Origin of the sequence: Streptomyces sp. NPDC058008 (genome assembly GCF_042886395.1) — a bacterium.
Lineage (GTDB): Bacteria > Actinomycetota > Actinomycetes > Streptomycetales > Streptomycetaceae > Streptomyces.
Genome location: NZ_JBHVQX010000009.1, coordinates 128,993 through 147,709, shown reverse-complemented (window position 1 = coordinate 147,709; position 18,717 = coordinate 128,993). Strand labels below are relative to the sequence as shown.

Here is an 18,717-nt window from a genome sequence, read left to right as displayed (position 1 = left end):
ACATGAGCGACAGGAAGAAGGCCGTCGTCTTCGACTACGGCTTCGGCAACGTCCGTTCCGCCGAGCGGGCCCTCGCCCGCGTCGGCGCGGACGTCGAGATCACCCGCGACTTCGACACCGCGATGAACGCCGACGGGCTGCTCGTCCCCGGCGTCGGCGCCTTCTCGGCCTGCATGGCGGGCCTGAAGAAGGCACGCGGCGAATGGATCATCGGCCGCAGGCTGGCCGGCGGCCGCCCCGTGATGGGCATCTGCGTCGGCATGCAGATCCTGTTCGAGCGCGGCATCGAGCACGGCGTGGAGACGGAGGGCCTCGACGAGTGGCCCGGCACCGTCGGACCCCTGAAGGCCGACGTCGTGCCCCACATGGGCTGGAACACCGTCGAAGCCCCCGAGGGATCCCAGCTGTTCGCGGGCCTGGACGCCGGGGCCCGCTACTACTTCGTGCACTCCTACGCGGCGCACGACTGGTCCCTCGAAGTCACCAACGACAAGATCCGCGCCCCCAAGGTCGCTTGGGCCACGCACGGAGAGCGGTTCGTGGCCGCCGTCGAGAACGGCGCGCTGTGGGCCACCCAGTTCCACCCCGAGAAGTCCGGCGATGCCGGCGCCCAGCTGCTGACCAACTGGATCGAGACGCTGTAATGCCGAAGCTTGAACTGCTCCCCGCCGTAGACGTACGCGACGGACAGGCCGTCCGCCTCGTGCACGGCGAATCCGGCTCCGAGACCTCCTACGGCTCCCCGCTCGAGGCGGCCCTCGCCTGGCAGCGCTCCGGAGCCGAGTGGCTGCACCTCGTGGACCTGGACGCCGCCTTCGGCACCGGCGACAACCGCGCGCTGATCGCCGAGGTGGCCGGCGCCATGGACATCAAGGTCGAGCTCTCCGGCGGCATCCGCGACGACGCGTCGCTGGCCGCCGCCCTCGCCACCGGCTGCCGCCGGGTCAACCTGGGCACCGCAGCCCTGGAGACCCCCGAGTGGGTCGCCAAGGTCATCGCCGAGCACGGCGACAAGATCGCCGTCGGCCTCGACGTCCGGGGCACGACCCTGCGCGGCCGCGGCTGGACCCGCGACGGCGGCGACCTCTACGAGACGCTCGCCCGCCTCGACTCCGAGGGCTGCGCCCGCTACGTCGTGACCGACATCGCCAAGGACGGCACGCTGCAGGGCCCCAACCTGGCGCTCCTGCGGGACGTCTGCGCCGCCACCGACAAGCCCGTCGTCGCCTCCGGCGGCGTCTCCTCGCTCGCCGACCTGCGCGCGATCTCCCTCCTCGTCCCGGAGGGCGTCGAGGGAGCCATCGTCGGCAAGGCCCTGTACGCCGAGGCGTTCACCCTCGAAGAGGCACTCAAGGCGGTCGCCGCATGACCGACTCCGTACGCCGCGTCTCCTCGGGCGCCCCCTGGGAGGAGCAGTTCGGCTACTCCCGTGCCGTGGAGCTGCCGAGCGGCCTCGTCCTGGTCTCCGGCTGCACGTCGGTCGTCGACGGCCGGATCGTTGCGGGCAGCCCCTACGAGCAGGCCATCGCCTCCTTCCAGGCCGCCTTCGACGCCCTGAAGCAGCTCGGACTCGGCCGCGAGGACGTCGTCCGCACCCGGATGTACGTCACGCACGCCCGGGACACCGACGAGGTGGGCCGCGCCCACAAGGAACTCTTCGACGACGTCCGCCCCGCCGCTTCCATGCTCATCGTGTCCGGCTTCGTCGACCCCTCGCTGGTCGTCGAGGTCGAGGTGGAGGCCTACCGGGCGGGTGGGCGATGACCCTCGCCGTACGGGTCATCCCGTGCCTGGACGTCGACCGGGGCCGCGTCGTCAAGGGCGTCAACTTCCAGAACCTGCGCGACGCGGGCGACCCCGTCGAGATGGCCGGGCTGTACGACGCCGAGGGCGCCGACGAGCTGACGTTCCTCGACATCACCGCCTCCAGCGGCGACCGCGAGACGACGTACGACGTGGTCCGCCGCACCGCCGAGCAGGTCTTCATCCCGCTCACCGTCGGCGGCGGCGTCCGCACCGCCGACGACGTCGACAAGCTGCTGCGCGCCGGGGCCGACAAGGTCGGGGTCAACACCGCGGCCATCGCCCGTCCCGAGCTCATCCGCGAGATCGCCGAACGGTTCGGGCGCCAGGTCCTCGTGCTCTCCGTCGACGCCCGCCGCACCCCCGGGGGCACCTTCGAGGTGACGACCCACGGCGGACGCCGGGGCACCGGCATCGACGCGGTCGAGTGGGCGCACCGGGCGGCCGAACTCGGCGCGGGCGAGATCCTGCTCAACTCGATGGACGCCGACGGCACGAAGGACGGCTACGACACCGGGATGATCGAGGCGGTACGCGCCCACGTCACCGTCCCCGTCATCGCCTCCGGCGGTGCCGGGCGGCTGGAGGACTTCGCGCCGGCCGTCGGCGCGGGCGCCGACGCGGTGCTCGCCGCGTCCGTCTTCCACTTCGGTGACCTGCGGATCTCCGAGGTCAAGGGCGCCCTGCGGGAGGCCGGACACCCCGTGCGCTGACCGCCGCGGGGAGCGGGGCGGGCGCGAAGACCGGCGATCTCGCCGATGTCCGCACCGGGAGCACGCCAGCAGAGTGGCGCCGTCAGCACATGACGGCGCCACTCACGCGGTGCTCCCCCGAAGGCCCCCGGACGACGGGGCCGCCGGCTGCCGCGGTGTGGTTCGCCACGACCGAGAGGATCCCCCCTCGTGCAGCAGCACCTCCCCTCCGGCGACGTCTCCCCCCGCCGGCACCGCATGTCGAAGAGCCGCACCCGCACCCTGAGGCTCGCCCTCGCCGCGACGGCCGCCACCGCCGGGCTGGTCACCGCGCTGATGCCGGGCGCGCAGGCCGCCGACAACCCGTACGAGCGCGGTCCCGCCCCGAGCAACACGAGCATCGAGGCCGTCCGCGGGTCGTACGCCACGTCCCAGACGACCGTCTCGTCGCTGAGCGTCAGGGGCTTCGGCGGCGGCACCATCTACTACCCGACGTCCACGTCCGACGGCACCTTCGGCGCGGTCGTGATCGCCCCCGGCTTCACCGCCTACCAGTCGAGCATCGCCTGGCTCGGCCCGCGCCTCGCCTCCCAGGGCTTCGTCGTCTTCACCATCGACACCAACACGACGGCCGACCAGCCGGCCAGCCGCGGAGACCAGTTGCTGGCCGCGCTGGACTACCTCACCGACGACAGCTCGGTGCGCACCCGCGTCGACGCGTCCCGGCTCGGTGTGATGGGCCACTCGATGGGCGGCGGCGGCACCCTGGAGGCGGCCAAGGACCGCCCGTCGCTCCAGGCGGCGATCCCGCTGACCGGCTGGAACACGGACAAGACCTGGCCCGAGGTGCAGACCCCGACCCTGGTCATCGGCGCGGACGGCGACACGGTCGCACCCGTCGCCACCCACTCGAAGCCGTTCTACAACTCCCTGCCCGGCTCGCTGGACAAGGCGTACCTGGAGCTGCGGGGTGCCACCCACTTCACCCCGAACACCTCGAACACGACGATCGCGAAGTACAGCATCTCGTGGCTGAAGCGCTTCATCGACAACGACGCCCGCTACGAGCAGTTCCTCTGCCCGCTGCCGGCGGCGAGCCTGACGATCGCCGAGTACCAGGGCAACTGCCCGCACACCTCCTGACGGCACGGGAGCCGGGGCCGGACCGCGCGTACCGCGGTCCGGCCCTTCCACGCCGGCCTGCGGTGCTCAGCCCCGTGCGAGGAACGCGGTGACGGCCCCCGCGAACCCCGGATCGCGTACGACCGTCAGATGGTCCCCCGGCAGCACGGCCAGTTCCGCCCCCGCGATCGCCGAGGCCAGCACCTCGGGCCGGGTCGCGAGGGGGTCGTCCGCCCCTGCGAGGACCAGCGTCGGGACGGTGATCCGGTCCAGCGGCAGCGCGTCCCGGTGCACCGCGCGTATCTGCGCCGCCAGCGCCAGCCGGTCGCCGCCCGCCGCGTCGGCCAGCACCCGGAAGGCCCTGGTCCGTTCGGGTGCGTCCGCCGCGTCCTCGGCCGTCAGCGCCGCCGCGACCAGCTCCGGAGGCATCACCCGGGTGTCCAGGCCGCCCACCTCCACCGCCCCCGCACCGATCCCCCCGGTCACCAGGCGGCTGATCCGGCCGTCCCGCGCCGTCGCCAGCACCGCCACCACGGCGCCCATCGAGTAGCCCACGACGTGCACCCGGTCCGCGCCGACGCGGTCGAGGAGCAGGCCCACGTCACGGGCCATCAGCGACTCGCCGTAGTACGTGTCGTCGTGCGGCCGGTCGGACCCGCCGTGGCCGCGCGCGTCCAGGGCGTACACCCGCCGCCCCCGCGCCACGAGCGCCTCGACGACGCCGGGACCCTCCCAGTTCAGCCGGGCGTCGGCGGCGAAGCCGTGCAGCAGCACCACCGGGGGCAGGGTGCTGTCCGGATCCCGGGACCAGGACCGGTAACGCAGGGTCAAACCGTCGTGTGTACGCAATTCATCGGCCATGCGCCGACGTTACGGGCGGCGGCCGCGCAACGGGCCGCCCCTGTGCCCCGGCACAGCGCGCACGCCGTTCCGTTGGGAGCCCGCACCGCTCGGGGCCGGCCGGGAACCGGGAGCGGACGCGAGCCTTCCGACGCTGTTTACGCGGAAGTAACGTGAGGGCGTGACCCCATCGACGACCGTGCACAGTCCGCCCCGGCTGTACGGCCGCAGCGGTGAACTGGCCATCCTGGAAACCCTGTCGGCCCGGCTGCGGGCGGGGGACGGCGGAGCCCTCGTACTGACCTCGCCCCCCGGCCTCGGACGCACCGCCCTCCTGCGGCAGGCCGCCGCACACCACCTCGCCGGGCGCGCCGGGCCCGTGCTGTACGCCTGTGCGGCCCCCGCCGAACAGCGGCTCCCCTACAGCGGGCTGCACGCCCTGCTCTGTTCCGCCCCCGGTCCGCTGCCCCTCGCCCCCGACACGGTCCTGCGCTCCGGCATCACCCCGGGCGGGCTGCTCGGGCTGCTGCGGGGGCTGGGCGCCGAACAGCCCCTGCTGGTCTGCGTGGACGACGCGCACCTCTGGGACCCCGACTCCCGCGCGGCGCTCGGCTTCGCCGCCCGCAGACTCGGCGCCGGCAGCCGGGTCGCGGTCGTGATCGGCTCGGCCGAGGAGAGCGCCTTCGCGGGACTCCCCGCACTGCGGCTCGGCCCGCTCGACGACGACGCGTCGGCCGCGCTCCTGGACCGGCTCACCGACGGCACGGCCGAGGTCGACCCCGTCGTACGCAGCGAACTCCTGCGGGAGGCGGCCGGGAACCCGCGGCTGCTGGCCGGGCTGACCGGCCGGCTCACCCCCGGCGAGCTGGCCGGGCACACGGCCCTGCCCTACCCGCTGCCCGGAGGGGAGAGCGTCCTCGACGCCCACGCCGAGTACCTGGACGGACTGCCCTCCGACACCCACACCCTGCTCCTGCTCGCGGCGGCGGCCGGGGAGCACGAACCGGACGGGGCGGGCGCCGACGCGGGCCTGCTGCTGCGGGCCGGAGCCCGGGCCGGGCTGGCCACCGCCCACCTGGACCGGGTGCTCTTCGCCCCCGCCGGCACCGCCGGGGCCCTGCGGCGCGTCGGCAGCCGCGTGCACTTCAGCCACCCGCTGCTGCGCCGCGCGATCCTGCACCGGGCGCCCCCCGGCCGCCGCCGGGCCGTGCACGAACTGCTCGCCGGACTGCTCGCCGGGCCCGGTCCGACGCCGCTGCCCGCACTCGTCCAGCGGGCCTGCGCGGCGTCCGGACCGGACGCCGCGCTCGCCGGACAGCTGGAGAAGGCGGCCACGGCCCCGCGCCCGCACGGCGAACGGTCGGCCGCGCTGGCCCGGGCCGCCGCGCTCTCCGCCGACGACACGCTGCGCGCCGCCCGGTTCACCGCCGCCGCCGAACAGGCGCGGCTGGCCGGCGACACCGGCCGGGCCCGCGCCATGCTGGCCCGCGTCGGCCCGCACCTGGCCGGCGGTGCCGCCTCCTACGTACGCGGCATGCTCGCCCTGCGCGACGGACCGGCCGCCGACGCCCGGGAGGCACTGCTCACCGCGGCGGAACTGCTCGCCCCGCACGACCCGCGCCGCACCCTGGAGGCCCTCTTCGGCGCCGCGGAGGCGGCGTGGGACATGGGGGACGCCATCGCCTACCTGGACGCGATGAACCGCATCCCCGTCGCCCCGGCCGACCGGTCCATGGCGCAGTACCGCGCCGGGATGTGCGCCGTGCTCGCCGGGCACGCCGACCGGGGCCACGCCCTCCTGCGGTGCTGCCTGGACTCCGCAGGCCGCGCCGGGGGAGCGGGCGAACTCCTGCGGGCGGGCGCCTCGGCCCTGGTCCTCGGCGAGGTCGAGGCGGCCTGCCGGGCCGGTACCCGCGCCCTCGCCGTCGTACGCACCCGGGGCCCGGAGGCCCTCCTGCCGCACGCCCTGGAGCAGCTCGCGTACGCCGAACTGCGCGCCGGGCAGCACGCCAGGGCCCGGGCCCACGCACTGGAGGGGCTGCACGCGGCCCGCCGTACCGGGCAGCGGAACTCCGCCACCCACCTGCACGCCGTACTCGCGCTCGCCGCCTCGGTGGAGGGGCCCGCCGAGGCCTGCGCCGCACACGCCGACGCGGCGCTCGCCGGAGCGGGGCCGCACGGCCTGGCCCAGGCCGCCATGCTCGCCACCTGGGCCGTCGCCCGCGCCGACCTGGCCGCCGGGCGCCCCGCCGAAGCGGCGGCCCGGCTCGGTCCGCTGGTCCGGCCGGGGCCGGGGACGGGACACTTCGCCACCCGGATGCTCGCCGTCCCGTGCTACGTCGAGGCGATGGTGCTCTCCGGACGGGCCGACGAAGGTGCGGATGAACTCGCGCTCGCCGTCCGGGAGTTCGCCCTGTGGACCGCCCGGACGACCGACCCCCAGGTGCCCGCCCAGCTCGCCCGCTGCCGCGCCCTGCTGGCCCCGCCCGAGGAGGCCGAGGCCCGTTACCGGGAGGCGCTGACCCACCACGACCGCGCGGGCGGCGACTTCGAGCGCGCCCGCACCCGGCTGCTCCACGGCCAGTTGCTGCGCCGTCTGCGCCGCACCCGCGAGGCGCGCGGCCCGCTGCGTGACGCGCTCGTCGCCTTCGAGCGCTGCTCGGCCCGCGTCTGGGCCGAACGCGCGGGAGGGGAACTGCGGGCCGCCGGGGAGGCGGTGGACGCGCCCGACCGCGCCGGACCCGCCCCGCTGGCCGGACTCACCCCGCAGCAGCAGCGGATCGCCCGGTGCGTCGCGGAGGGCGCCACCAACCGCGAGGTGGCGGTCCGGCTCTCGGTGAGCCCGCGGACCGTGGACCACCACCTCCGCAACGTCTTCGCCGCGCTCGGCATCCGGTCCCGGACCGAGCTCGCGCGGCTGCTGGACCGCGGGGGCGGGGGCGGGGTTGCAGGACCGTGATGAGAAGAACGGCGCAGACCTCTAGGTACCGACCGGGCGGTATGCCATTCTGCGGTCGTCAGGATCGATCGGTGTGCGCCCGCCCCGCGCCGGGCCGCGCGCGCACCGGGGCCGGCCCCACCGCGGCCGGCCGATTCCCGGTGGAGGCCGCCATGCCACAGGTCGTACGTTCACGGATCAGGGCGCTGCACGGACCGCCCTCCGTGACGCCGTCGCCGCTCCGCGCCCGCTCGCTGGCCGACCGTGAGGCCGTGGCCGTGCTCCACCGGGCGGCCCGGGTGCTGCTGGAGGCGCTGCCCGAGCTGACGGACCGTCTGGTCGAGGCGCTGCGGGAGCAGGAGCCCGCCTACCGCGCCGCGATGGAGACCGAGCCCGCCGAGATCTGGCAGGAGGTCCACCACTCGCTGCGGCACAACGTCGCCTCCCTCATCCAGCCCCGGGAGTTCCGGGAGGCCGCCCACCGCACCTCCCGGTGGATCGGCGAGAGCCGGGCCGAGCAGGGCGTACCCCTGGACGCGGTCATGCACGCCTTCCGGATGGGCGGCGCCATGGTCTGGCAGGACCTGGTCGACGACACGGCCCGGCGCCACCCCGAGGACACCCGGCTGCTGGTCCATGTCGCCGCCGACGTATGGAACTTCGTCGACGAGCACTGCGGTGTCGTCGCCGAGGCGTACCGGCAGGCCGAGCGCAGGCTCTCCTGGCGCCGGGAGAACCAGCAGCGCCTGCTGACGGCGGCCCTGCTCGACGGCACCGCCCGCATCGCCGACCTGCCGGACGCGGCGGCGGTGCTGGGGCTGCCCGTGCAGGGCCGGTACGCGGTCCTCGCGGCCGCCGCCGCCCGCCGCGCCCCGCACGGCGCCGGGCGCCCGCCGCTGGACCTGGACGGCACCACGGCCGCGCTCTGGTACCCGGCGGGGGAGGTGGAGCTGGCGATCCTGCCGCTGGGGACGGCCGCGGCGGAGCAGCGGTACGACGGCGAGAGCGGGAACACCCCCTCCGCCGGTCCCGTCGCGGACACGGACGGCCGGCTCCGCGCACTCGCCCGGGGCCTGACGGCGCCTCCGGGGACCCGCGTCGGCATCAGCTCCGTGGTCGACGGACTCGCCTCCGTCGGGGACGCGCGGCGCCTCGCCGAGACGGCGCTCCGGGCCTGCCCGGCGTCCGGCGGCACCGTCCTGCTCGACGAACACCTGCCCGCCGCGCTCGTCGTGTCCTCACCCGGCCTCGGAACGGCGCTCGCCGACCGGGTCCTCGGCCCGCTGGACCGGCTCGACCCGGCGGACCGCGACGTACTCGTCGAGACGCTGACCGCCTGGCTCGACTCGGACGGCTCGGCGCAGCGGGCGGGGGCGAGGCTCTACTGCCACCGCAACACCGTGCTGAACCGGCTCCGGCGCTTCGAACAGCTCACGGGCCGCTGTCTGACCCGGCCCTCGGACGCGGTCGAGGTCACCCTGGCCCTGGCGGCGCGACGGCTCCTGGCGGACTGAGACACCCGGGCCGAAGACCGAGGACCGAGGACCGAGGACCGAGGACCGGTGGCCAGACGCCGACGCGACACGGCACGGACGGGCGGTGGCCGGGTGGGGCGCGGGCGGCAGCGCACGGCGGGGCGCGGACCGGCGGTGGCCGCGCGGGCGGCCCGAGGACGGCAGGGCACGCGCTGCCGGGGCGGGCGGTGACCGGGCGCGGCAGGCCGCCGGCGCACCACGCCGGAACCGGGCGGCGGCCTCCGTCGGCGGCAGCCCGGTCCGGCTCCCGCCGACAGGTGTTGTGCCCGCGCACAGTCCTGCGCCGGGCGGGCTGTACCGGCGCCGCGCCCCGCGCCCGCCCCCTGTGCCGCCCGCGCCCCGGCTGGTGCCATGGCGCGCATGTCTTCAGCTGCCCTCCACGGGCCCGTACCGGCGGAGCGGACCCGGTGAGCGGCGCGGTCGACGCCCGGTCGCTCGCCGTGGTCATCTTCCTCGGCTTCGTCGCCGTGTCCCTGCTGCTGTGCGGACTCGCCGCCGCCGACCAGGACGACCCGGAGCACTTCTACGCGGGCGGCGCGACCCTCGGCCCCGTCGGCGCGGGACTGGCCATCGCCGGGGACTACGTCTCCGCCGCCACGCTGCTCTCCACCACCGGATCCGTCGCCCTCGCGGGTTTCGACGGGCTGCTGTTCGCCCTGGCGACGGTCGCCTCGCTGATCCTGGTCATGCGCCTGTTCGCCGAACGCCTGCGGCGCAAGGGCGTGTTCACCCTGGGCGACTTCCTCGCCGACCGGCTCGGCGACGGGTCCGTACGCCGGGCCCTCGGGGTGGCCACCCTCGTCGTCCTGGCCCCGCTGCTGCTCGTCCAGCTCACCACCGCCGGGCGCGTCATGGCCTCCATGTTCGGGCTCCCCGACGGCGCCCTCACCGGCTGCACGGTGGCCAGCGGCGCGCTGATGGTCTGCTACTCCGCGTTCGGCGGCATGCGCGGCACCGGCTACATCCAGATCCTCAAGGTGGCCGTCGTCCTGGGGGCGGTCACCCTGCTCGCGGGACTCGTCCTCGCCCGCTTCGGCTGGTCCCCGTCCGCCCTCTTCGAGGCCGCCCGGGCCGGCAGCGGTGCGGGCGGCGACTACGCGCGCCCCGGGCTGCAGTTCGGCCACGGGCTCGCGGGCGGGCTCGACCTGATCGGCTTCCAGGCCACCCTCCTGCTCGGCGCCGCCTGCATGCCGCACATCATGATGCGCCTCCACCCGGTCCGTGACGCCCGGACCGCCCGCAGGGCCGGATTCTGGGCCGTGACCCCGGTCGCCCTGCTGTGCGCCGGCATCGTCGTCGTCGGACTGGGCGCCTCCGCGCTGGTGGGCCGGGACCTGCTGCACGCCGCCGACCCGGCCGGCGGTACCGCCCTGCTGATGGTGACCAGCGCACTGGACCCCGGCGCGGCCGGACCGCGGGACAGCCCCCTCTTCGCGCTCGTGGCCTGCGCCGCGTTCGCCACCACCCTGGCCGCCGTCGCCGGGATCACCCTGGCCGCGGCCTCGTCCCTGGCCCGCGACTTCACCCCGAAGTCCGGGGCCCGGGGCGAGGGCAGGGCCTCCGGCGCGGAGATCCGGCGGGCCCGGCTGGCCGTCGCCGGGATCGGGGCGTCCGCCGTCCTCCTGTCGGCGTGCACCCACGACCGCAACCCCCAGGTGCTGCTGTCCCTGTCGTTCGCGGCGGCGGCCTCGGTCCTGCCGCCGGTCCTGCTGTACGCCCTGTTCAGGCCGCGCTTCGACGCCCGCGGGGTGCGGTGGACCGTCTACGGGACGCTTCCGCTGATCGGGGTCCTCATGATCCTGTCACCGGCGTTCTCCGGCACCCCCGTCGCGCTCTTCCCGGAGTGGGACTTCGACGTCTTCCCGCTCCAGACCCCCGGCCTCGTGACCATCCCGGCCGGATTCCTCCTCGGCCTCGTCGGCCGGGGCGGGTGCCCAGCGGCCCCGGTGAGCGGCACCGCCACCGGGCCCGCTGGGCACCCGCACGCGTCCGGACCGGCGCCTGAGCTCGGGACGCGGGCCGGGCCCGTACCGGGGAGTACGGGCCCGCCCGCCGGCCTACGGCCTACAGGCCCAGCTCGGCCGTGTGCAGCCGGGCCAGCGCGTCCTTGTCGCCGTCCAGCTCCACCCGTGCCGCGTCCTGCCGGCCCGCGGCGAACAGCAGCAGCTCGCCGGGCTCCCCGGTGACCGTCACCACCGGCGTGCCCTTGTGGGCCACCGCCGTCCGGCCGTCCGGACGCCGCAGCACGACGCCCACCGGCGACCGGCGGCCCAGCATCCGGGCCGTCTTCTCGGTGCGCGACCAGAGCACGTCGGCGAAGACCGGGTCGAGCTCCCGCTGCGACCAGTCGGGCTGCGCCCGGCGCACGTCCTCCGCGTGGATGTAGAACTCGACCGTGTTGGCCGCCTCGTCCAGCTGCTTCAGGCCGAAGGGCGACATCCGCGGCGGACCCGTACGGATGAGCTGGATCAGTTCCTCGTACGGCTTGGCGGCGAATTCGGCCTGGACCCGCTCCAGCCGGTTCTTCAGGGCGCCCAGCACGATCCCGCCCGCCGCGTCCGCGCGGCGTTCACGCACCACGACATGGGCGGCCAGGTCACGGGTCTTCCAGCCGTCGCACAGGGTCTGGGCCTCGGGACCCGCCGCTTCCAACAGGTCGGCGAGCAGGAGACGTTCACGCTTCGCATGGGTCGACATGCCCGCCAGCGTACGGCCGCCGCCCGCGGTCCGCCCAGTGGACGCACGGCCGGACGGCCCTGCCCGGCGCGGCACAATGGGCCCATGACCAGCACGCCCGGCTCCCCGCCCGCCAGCAATCTCGACCCGGCCGTCGCCGCCCGCCTCAAGCGCGGCCCGGACGGACTGTTCCCGGCCATCGCCCAGCAGTACGACACGGGCGAGGTGCTCATGCTCGGCTGGATGGACGACGAGGCGCTGCACCGCACCCTCACCACCGGCCGCTGCACCTACTGGTCCCGCAGCCGCCGGGAGTACTGGGTCAAGGGGGACACCTCCGGCCACACCCAGCAGGTCAGGTCGGTCGCGCTGGACTGCGACGCCGACACCGTCCTGGTGAAGGTCGACCAGACGGGCGCCGCCTGCCACACCGGCGCCCGCACCTGCTTCGACAAGGACGTCCTCCCGCTCTCCACGCCCCGATAAGGTCACCCGCCATGGATCTCGAGACCTTCCGCAAGCTCGCCGTCGACCGCCGTGTCATCCCCGTCAGCCGCCGGCTCCTCGCGGACGGTGACACCCCGGTCGGGCTCTACCGCAAGCTGGCGGCCGAACGCACCGGCACCTTCCTCCTCGAATCCGCGGAGAACGGCCGCACCTGGTCCCGCTACTCCTTCATCGGGGTACGCAGCGCCGCCACCCTGACCAGCGTCGACGGACAGGCCCACTGGCTCGGCACCCCGCCCGTCGGCGTCCCCGCGGACGGCGACCCGCTCCAGGCGCTGCGGGCCACCGTCGAGACCCTGCACACCCCCCGTGACCTCGTCGGCGACGACGGCCTGCCGCCCTTCACCGGCGGCATGGTCGGCTACCTCGGCTACGACGTCGTCCGCCGCCTCGAGCGGATCACCGAGCACGGCGGCGACGACCTGCGGCTCCCCGAGCTCACCATGCTGCTCACCTCGGACCTCGCCGTGCTCGACCACGGCAACGGCACCGTCCTGCTGATCGCCAACGCGATCAACCACAACGACCTGGACACCGGCGTCGACGAGGCCCACGCGGACGCGGTCGCCCGGCTCGACGCCATGGAGCGCGACCTGTCCCGGCCGGTGGAGAACACCCCCGCGGCCCTGCCGCCCTCCGAGCTCCCGCCCTACACCGCGCTCTGGGGCGGCCAGGCCTTCATGGACGCCGTCGAGGACGTCAAGGAGCGCATCCGGGCCGGCGAGGCCTTCCAGGTGGTCCCCTCCCAGCGCTTCGAGACGCCGTGCACGGCCTCCGCGCTGGACGTCTACCGGGTCCTGCGCGCCACCAACCCCTCGCCCTACATGTACCTCTTCCGCTTCGACGGGTTCGACGTCGTCGGCTCCAGCCCCGAGGCGCTCGTCAAGGTCGAGGACGGCCGGGCGATGGTCCACCCGATCGCCGGGACACGGCACCGCGGCGCCACCCCGCAGGAGGACCAGGCGCTCGCCGACGAACTCCTCGCCGACCCGAAGGAACGCGCCGAGCACCTGATGCTCGTCGACCTCGGCCGCAACGACCTGGGGCGGGTCTGCGAGCCCGGCAGCGTCGAGGTCGTCGACTTCATGTCGGTCGAGCGGTACTCCCACGTGATGCACATCGTCTCCACCGTCACAGGACGCGTCGCCGAGGGCCGCAGCGCCTTCGACGTCCTCACCGCGTGCTTCCCCGCGGGCACCCTCTCCGGCGCCCCCAAGCCCCGCGCCCTCCAGATCATCGAGGAGCTCGAACCCACCCGCCGGGGCCTGTACGGAGGCTGCGTCGGCTACCTCGACTTCGCCGGGGACTCCGACACCGCCATCGCCATCCGCACCGCCCTGCTCCGCGACGGCACCGCGTACGTGCAGGCCGGCGCGGGCGTCGTCGCGGACTCCGACCCGGTCGCCGAGGACACCGAGTGCCGCAACAAGGCCGCCGCGGTCCTGCGGGCCGTGCACACGGCGAACCGGCTCGGCGGCCACTGAGACGGCGGAGGACGGACCGGCCCGGGGAGCACCGGGCCGGCCACGGGCGAACCGCCTCGGGGGCCGCCGGGCCGGTAGGGGATAGTGGAGTACGTGAGTGCTGTCCCCGTACCCCAGCCCCGTGCCCGAGCCGCCTCCGCGCCCGACAGCGCCGGAAGCCGCCGGAGCCTGGCCGCAGGCCTGCTCCTCGGAGCCGCCGGCGCCACCGTCGTCCTCCTCGCCTCGGGGCAGACCTGGGCCGAGGGCAAGGCCGCCGTCGGCGGCGGCATCCTGCCCCTCAGCGCCGACGGCCAGGACGTCACCGGCCTCCCGGCGGCCCTGGCCGTCGTCGGCCTCGCCGCCCTGGTCGCGGTCTTCGCCGTCCGCAGCGGCGGCCGCGTGATCGTCGCCGGACTGCTGGCCCTCAGCGGCCTCGGCGCCGGGCTCAGCGCCTACGCCGGTGCCTCCGACCGCGCCGCCCTGGACGAGCGGGCCGCGCAGACCACCGGCGACACCTCGGCCACCGTCCAGGCCCTCAGCCACACCGCCTGGCCCTACGTCACCGCGGCCGGCGGGCTGCTGATCCTGCTCGCCGGACTGCTCGCCCTGCGCTACGGAAGCCGCTGGCCCGCCATGTCGGGACGGTACGAACGCGACGGCACCCCCCGCCCCCGCAAGGCACCCCGCACCGCCCCGGACCCCGAGCGGCCCGAGGAACTGTGGAAGGCCCTGGACCGCGGCGAGGACCCGACGCGCGAGGCATGACCCCCCAGCCTCACGTCCCCCGGCACGTACGGGACAATGGGACCGAGCCTTTCCGGCAGCGACACCCTCAGCGCAACACCAACTAGGAGCAACTCATGGCGGGCAGCAGCCACGGACACACCCCGGCCGCCTGGACCGGTGTCATCATCTCGTTCATCGGCTTCTGCATCGCGGGCCTCTTCATGGTCGCGGCGAACACGCTCGGTTTCTGGGCCGGTGTCGCCGTCGCCGCCCTCGGCGGTGTCGTCGGTCTCGCCATGAAGATGGCCGGCCTCGGCATGCCGAAGGAGTCCGCCGAGATGGCGGCCGCCAGGGCCCGCGCCTCCCAGGCCCAGATCACGGTCTGAACGGCCACCCCGGCCCCGGCGGGCGCCGGGACCCAGGACACGACGCGAGGCGCGGCCCGGACCGGGCTGCGCCTCACCGCGTGAACGGGGACAATCACCGCGTGGACGCCTCGACCTCTCCCGCAGCCGCCGCCCCCGACCCGGCCCCCGGGCCCCCGCCGGGCCCTCCGCCCGCTCCCGCCCCGCCCTCCCGGCTCCGGCGGCTCGCCGTCCCCGCAGGGGTCCTGGCCGCCGTCGTCGGCGCCTTCGGCTACGTCGCCGCGGTCGACCCCAACGAACCCGGCCACTACCCCGTCTGCCCCATGCTCCGCTTCACCGGGATGTTCTGCCCCGGCTGCGGCGGGCTGCGCAGCGCCCACGCCTTCGCCCACGGCGACCTCGCCACCGCCCTCGGCGCCAACGCGCCGGCCGTCGCCGGCTACGTCGTCTTCGCCGTGGTCTGGCTCGTCTGGGCGGTCCGCGCCGCCCGGGGCCGGCCGATGCGGATCGCCCTCGCACCCGGTTACTGGTGGGCCGTCGGTGCCGTGCTCGTGGTGTTCTCCGTGGTCAGGAACCTGCCCTTCGGCTCGGCACTGGCACCGTGAATGACCAGGTCGTGGGACGCCGGGCCGCCGGATGCGGGCCCTGAGCCCTCCTGCGGATACCATCGAGACGGCTGATCCTGTACCCAATCACCGCTTCGGAAGGGGGCCGCTCGCGTGAGTGTGCTCGACGAGATCATCGACGGCGTCCGCGCCGACCTCGCGGAGCGGCAGGCGCGCGTCAGCCTCGACGAGCTCAAGGAACGCGCCGCGCGCGCTCCCCGGGCCAAGGACGGAGTCGCCGCCCTGCGCGGCGAGGGTGTGACCGTCATCTGCGAGGTCAAGCGCTCCAGCCCCTCCAAGGGGGCCCTTGCCGCCATCGCCGACCCCGCCGCGCTCGCCGCGGACTACGAGGCGGGCGGGGCGTCCGTCATCTCGGTCCTCACCGAGGAGCGCCGCTTCGGCGGTTCGCTCGCCGACCTGGAAGCCGTCCGCGCCAAGGTCGACATCCCGGTCCTGCGCAAGGACTTCATCGTCACCTCGTACCAGCTGTGGGAGGCACGCGCCTACGGCGCCGACCTCGCCCTGCTGATCGTCGCCGCCCTCGACCAGGAGGCCCTGGTCTCGCTGATCGAGCGCGCCGAGTCGATCGGCCTGACGCCGCTCGTCGAAGCGCACGACGAGGAGGAGGCGGAGCGCGCCGTGGACGCCGGGGCGAAGATCATCGGTGTCAACGCGCGCAACCTGAAGGACCTCAAGGTCGACCGTTCCACCTTCGAACGCGTCGCGCCGGAGATCCCCGACCACATCGTCAAGGTCGCCGAGTCCGGCGTCCGAGGCCCGCACGACCTCATCGCCTACGCCAACGCCGGCGCCGACGCGGTGCTGGTCGGCGAGTCGCTGGTCACCGGGCGCGACCCCCGGGTCGCCGTCGCCGACCTGGTCGCCGCCGGCGCCCACCCGGCGCTCCGGCACGGACGGGGCTGACCCCGACCCGTGTCCGCCGACCGTCCCGCCGCCCGCGTCCGGCCGGGCCTGCGCCCCGCCGGGGCGAGCGCCCGGGACCCGCACGCGCCGCTCGCGCGCGGCTGCCGCCCCCGCGGCTGCCGCGCGCCCGCACGGCGCGTGCACGGCCGGCGGGTGCGGTACGTGATCGGCGACGAGCCCGGACAGGTCAACGGCATGCGATGGCGCACGGGGTCCGCGCCGTAGCGAGCCCCGGCCGTCGCCCCCCGGACAGGGGGATCCGCACGCCCACCGCACCCGACCGCCCACCGGTCGGCGTGGCGGCCCGCTCACGGCGCATACGGTGACACCACCCGTTGCGATTCGAGGAGCACGTCGCATGTCGTCCGACTTCTTCATCCCGGACCCCGAGGGTCTGATCCCCAGCGCCGAGGGCTATTTCGGCGCGTTCGGTGGCAAGTTCATCCCGGAGGCGCTGGTCGCCGCCGTGGACGAGGTCGCCGTCGAGTACGACAAGGCCAAGGCCGACCCCGCCTTCGCCGCCGAGCTCGACGCCCTCCTGGCCGACTACACCGGCCGCCCCAGCGCGCTGACCGAGGTCACCCGCTTCGCCGAGCACGCGGGAGGGGCCCGCGTCTTCCTCAAGCGCGAGGACCTCAACCACACCGGCTCGCACAAGATCAACAACGTGCTCGGCCAGGCCCTGCTCACCAGGCGCATGGGGAAGACCCGCATCATCGCGGAGACCGGAGCCGGCCAGCACGGTGTCGCCACCGCGACCGCCTGCGCCCTCTTCGGCCTCGAGTGCACCATCTACATGGGTGAGGTCGACACCGAGCGCCAGGCGCTGAACGTGGCCCGGATGCGGATGCTCGGCGCCGAGGTCGTCGCCGTGAAGTCAGGCTCCAGGACCCTCAAGGACGCCATCAACGAGGCGTTCCGCGACTGGGTCGCCAACGTCGACCACACCCACTACCTCTTCGGCACGGTTGCCGGACCGCACCCCTTCCCGGCGATGGTGCGGGACTTCCACCGGGTGATCGGGGTCGAGGCGCGCCGTCAGATCCTGGAGCGCGCGGGCCGGCTGCCGGACGCGGCAGTCGCCTGCGTGGGCGGCGGCTCCAACGCCATCGGCCTCTTCCACGCCTTCATCCCGGACGCGGACGTCCGCCTCATCGGCTGCGAACCCGCCGGACACGGTGTGGAGACCGGCGAGCACGCGGCGACCCTCACCGCGGGCGAGCCCGGGATCCTGCACGGCTCCCGCAGTTACGTCCTCCAGGACGAGGAGGGCCAGATCACCGAGCCGTACTCGATCTCGGCCGGGCTCGACTACCCGGGCATCGGCCCGGAGCACGCCTACCTCAAGGACAGCGGCCGCGGCGAGTACCGCGCGGTCACCGACGACGCCGCCATGCGGGCGCTGCGGCTCCTGTCCCGCACCGAGGGGATCATCCCGGCCATCGAGAGCGCGCACGCGCTGGCCGGGGCCCTGGAGGTCGGGCGGGAACTCGGCGAGGACGGGCTGATCCTCATCAACCTGTCCGGCCGCGGTGACAAGGACATGGACACGGCAGCGCGGTACTTCGGGCTGTACGACGGCGCCGACGCGGCCGTCGAGGCCGACGTGGCCGACGGAGAGGAAGAGGTCACCAGGTGAGCGGCGACCGAGAGCTCCTCGAATCGACGCTCGCCCGGGCGGCGTCCGAGAACAGGGCGGCGCTCATCGCCTACCTGCCCGGCGGCTTCCCGACCGTCGACGGCGGCATCGCCGCCGTCAAGGCGGCCGTCGCGGGCGGCGCCGACGTCATCGAGGTCGGACTCCCGCACAGCGACCCGGTGCTCGACGGACCCGTCATCCAGACCGCCGACGACATCGCCCTGCGCGGCGGGGTCAAGATCGCCGACATCCTGCGCACGGTCCGTGAGGCCCACGAGGCGACGGGCGCGCCGATCCTCGTCATGACGTACTGGAACCCGATCGACCGGTACGGCGTGGAGCGCTTCACCGCCGAGCTGGCCGAGGCGGGCGGCGCCGGGTGCATCCTGCCCGACCTGCCGGTCCAGGAGTCCGGGCTGTGGAGGGAGCACGCCGAGAAGCACGGCCTCGCCACCGTCTTCGTCGTCGCCCCGAGCAGCAAGGACGCACGCCTGGCCACCATCACGGCCGCCGGCTCCGGCTTCGTGTACGCCGCCTCGCTGATGGGCGTGACCGGCACCCGCGAATCGGTCGGCGAGCAGGCCCGCGACCTGGTGCGGCGCACCCGCGCCACCACGGACCTGCCGGTCTGCGTGGGCATCGGCGTCTCCACCGCCGAGCACGCGCGGCAGGTCGCCGGCTTCGCCGACGGGGTGATCGTCGGATCGGCCTTCGTCAAGCGGATCCTGGACGCCCCGGACGAGGCGGCGGGCCTCGACGCCGTCCGCGCGCTGGCGGCCGAACTGGCCGAAGGCGTTCGAAAGCGCTGACAGCGCCCGTCATCCGTACGGGTGGACCTGGGACCGGGGAGGCGCTGACGTGCCTCCCCGGTTCGTTCACGCA

18 protein-coding genes and 1 pseudogene are annotated in these 18,717 nt (G+C 75.0%); 17 read left to right on the top strand and 2 right to left on the bottom strand.

The features are described from left to right. Window positions 1-2 precede the first annotated feature (2 nt). The 5 genes from hisH (at window position 3) to ACFVS9_RS11720 (ending at window position 3,638) form a co-directional block, all read left to right on the top strand. On the top strand, window positions 3-644 hold the full coding sequence (hisH, locus tag ACFVS9_RS11740) for an imidazole glycerol phosphate synthase subunit HisH (RefSeq protein WP_383117371.1): 642 nt from the start codon (window positions 3-5) through the stop codon (window positions 642-644). Continuing rightward, window positions 644-1,369 (top strand): bifunctional 1-(5-phosphoribosyl)-5-((5-phosphoribosylamino)methylideneamino)imidazole-4-carboxamide isomerase/phosphoribosylanthranilate isomerase PriA, encoded by a 726-nt coding sequence (gene priA / locus ACFVS9_RS11735; RefSeq protein WP_014156785.1) that lies wholly within the window; start codon window positions 644-646, stop codon window positions 1,367-1,369. Before hisH ends, priA begins: the two co-directional genes overlap by 1 nt. Further along, window positions 1,366-1,764, top strand: a complete 399-nt coding sequence (locus ACFVS9_RS11730) for a RidA family protein (RefSeq protein WP_389931615.1) — start codon at window positions 1,366-1,368, stop codon at window positions 1,762-1,764. Before priA ends, ACFVS9_RS11730 begins: the two co-directional genes overlap by 4 nt. Beyond that, window positions 1,761-2,516, top strand: coding sequence for an imidazole glycerol phosphate synthase subunit HisF (gene hisF / locus ACFVS9_RS11725; protein ID WP_383117374.1), 756 nt, complete (start codon window positions 1,761-1,763; stop codon window positions 2,514-2,516). The genes ACFVS9_RS11730 and hisF overlap by 4 nt, the downstream gene beginning before the upstream one ends. A 189-nt stretch (window positions 2,517-2,705) precedes the next feature. Then, complete coding sequence (locus ACFVS9_RS11720; RefSeq protein ID WP_383117375.1) at window positions 2,706-3,638, top strand: alpha/beta hydrolase family protein; 933 nt, start codon at window positions 2,706-2,708, stop codon at window positions 3,636-3,638. A gap of 66 nt (window positions 3,639-3,704) precedes the next feature. On the opposite strand, the gene ACFVS9_RS11715 is transcribed toward ACFVS9_RS11720, so the two are convergent. Next, on the bottom strand, window positions 3,705-4,478 hold the full coding sequence (locus tag ACFVS9_RS11715; RefSeq protein WP_389931613.1) for an alpha/beta fold hydrolase: 774 nt from the start codon (window positions 4,476-4,478) through the stop codon (window positions 3,705-3,707). Window positions 4,479-4,638: 160 nt separating this feature from the next. Between ACFVS9_RS11715 and ACFVS9_RS11710 the strand changes: the two genes are divergently transcribed. The 3 genes and pseudogenes from ACFVS9_RS11710 to ACFVS9_RS11700 form a co-directional block, all read left to right on the top strand. Then, window positions 4,639-7,416 carry a LuxR C-terminal-related transcriptional regulator gene (locus ACFVS9_RS11710; protein WP_389931611.1) on the top strand — a complete coding sequence of 926 codons (2,778 nt, stop codon included), beginning with the start codon at window positions 4,639-4,641 and terminating at the stop codon, window positions 7,414-7,416. Between the two features lie 152 nt (window positions 7,417-7,568). Then, window positions 7,569-8,909 (top strand): PucR family transcriptional regulator, encoded by a 1,341-nt coding sequence (locus ACFVS9_RS11705; protein ID WP_383117378.1) that lies wholly within the window; start codon window positions 7,569-7,571, stop codon window positions 8,907-8,909. 188 nt (window positions 8,910-9,097) lie between these two features. Then, window positions 9,098-10,627 (top strand): annotated as a pseudogene (locus ACFVS9_RS11700) (cation acetate symporter); the annotation flags it as partial. A gap of 367 nt (window positions 10,628-10,994) precedes the next feature. Here ACFVS9_RS11700 and ACFVS9_RS11695 read toward each other — a convergent pair. Then, window positions 10,995-11,627, bottom strand: coding sequence for a TIGR03085 family metal-binding protein (locus ACFVS9_RS11695; protein ID WP_383117380.1), 633 nt, complete (start codon window positions 11,625-11,627; stop codon window positions 10,995-10,997). Window positions 11,628-11,711: 84 nt separating this feature from the next. On the opposite strand from ACFVS9_RS11695, the gene hisI reads away from it, so the two are divergent. The 9 genes from hisI to trpA all read left to right on the top strand — a co-directional run bounded on the left by hisI (window position 11,712) and on the right by trpA (window position 18,644). Next, window positions 11,712-12,092, top strand: a complete 381-nt coding sequence (hisI, locus tag ACFVS9_RS11690) for a phosphoribosyl-AMP cyclohydrolase (RefSeq protein ID WP_383117381.1) — start codon at window positions 11,712-11,714, stop codon at window positions 12,090-12,092. An 11-nt stretch (window positions 12,093-12,103) separates the two neighbouring features. Then, on the top strand, window positions 12,104-13,597 hold the full coding sequence (locus tag ACFVS9_RS11685; RefSeq protein ID WP_389931608.1) for an anthranilate synthase component I: 1,494 nt from the start codon (window positions 12,104-12,106) through the stop codon (window positions 13,595-13,597). Window positions 13,598-13,681: 84 nt separating this feature from the next. Beyond that, window positions 13,682-14,341: a TIGR02234 family membrane protein gene (locus ACFVS9_RS11680; RefSeq protein ID WP_383117383.1), complete on the top strand. Its 660-nt coding sequence runs from the start codon at window positions 13,682-13,684 to the stop codon at window positions 14,339-14,341. Window positions 14,342-14,436: 95 nt separating this feature from the next. Next, complete coding sequence (locus ACFVS9_RS11675; RefSeq protein ID WP_383117384.1) at window positions 14,437-14,688, top strand: HGxxPAAW family protein; 252 nt, start codon at window positions 14,437-14,439, stop codon at window positions 14,686-14,688. A gap of 101 nt (window positions 14,689-14,789) precedes the next feature. Next, window positions 14,790-15,272, top strand: coding sequence for a DUF2752 domain-containing protein (locus ACFVS9_RS11670; protein WP_389931605.1), 483 nt, complete (start codon window positions 14,790-14,792; stop codon window positions 15,270-15,272). Between the two features lie 114 nt (window positions 15,273-15,386). Further along, the gene (gene trpC / locus ACFVS9_RS11665; protein ID WP_383117386.1) at window positions 15,387-16,196 is read left to right on the top strand and encodes an indole-3-glycerol phosphate synthase TrpC; all 810 of its coding nucleotides are present in this window, start codon (window positions 15,387-15,389) and stop codon (window positions 16,194-16,196) included. A gap of 48 nt (window positions 16,197-16,244) precedes the next feature. Beyond that, window positions 16,245-16,421, top strand: a complete 177-nt coding sequence (gene trpM, locus ACFVS9_RS11660; RefSeq protein ID WP_383117393.1) for a tryptophan biosynthesis modulator TrpM — start codon at window positions 16,245-16,247, stop codon at window positions 16,419-16,421. 133 nt (window positions 16,422-16,554) lie between these two features. Beyond that, a complete protein-coding gene (gene trpB / locus ACFVS9_RS11655) occupies window positions 16,555-17,835 on the top strand; it encodes a tryptophan synthase subunit beta (RefSeq protein ID WP_383117387.1) in 1,281 nt (426 codons plus the stop codon). Next, the gene (gene trpA, locus ACFVS9_RS11650) at window positions 17,832-18,644 is read left to right on the top strand and encodes a tryptophan synthase subunit alpha (protein ID WP_389931603.1); all 813 of its coding nucleotides are present in this window, start codon (window positions 17,832-17,834) and stop codon (window positions 18,642-18,644) included. Before trpB ends, trpA begins: the two co-directional genes overlap by 4 nt. The last annotated feature ends 73 nt before the right edge of the window (window positions 18,645-18,717 follow it).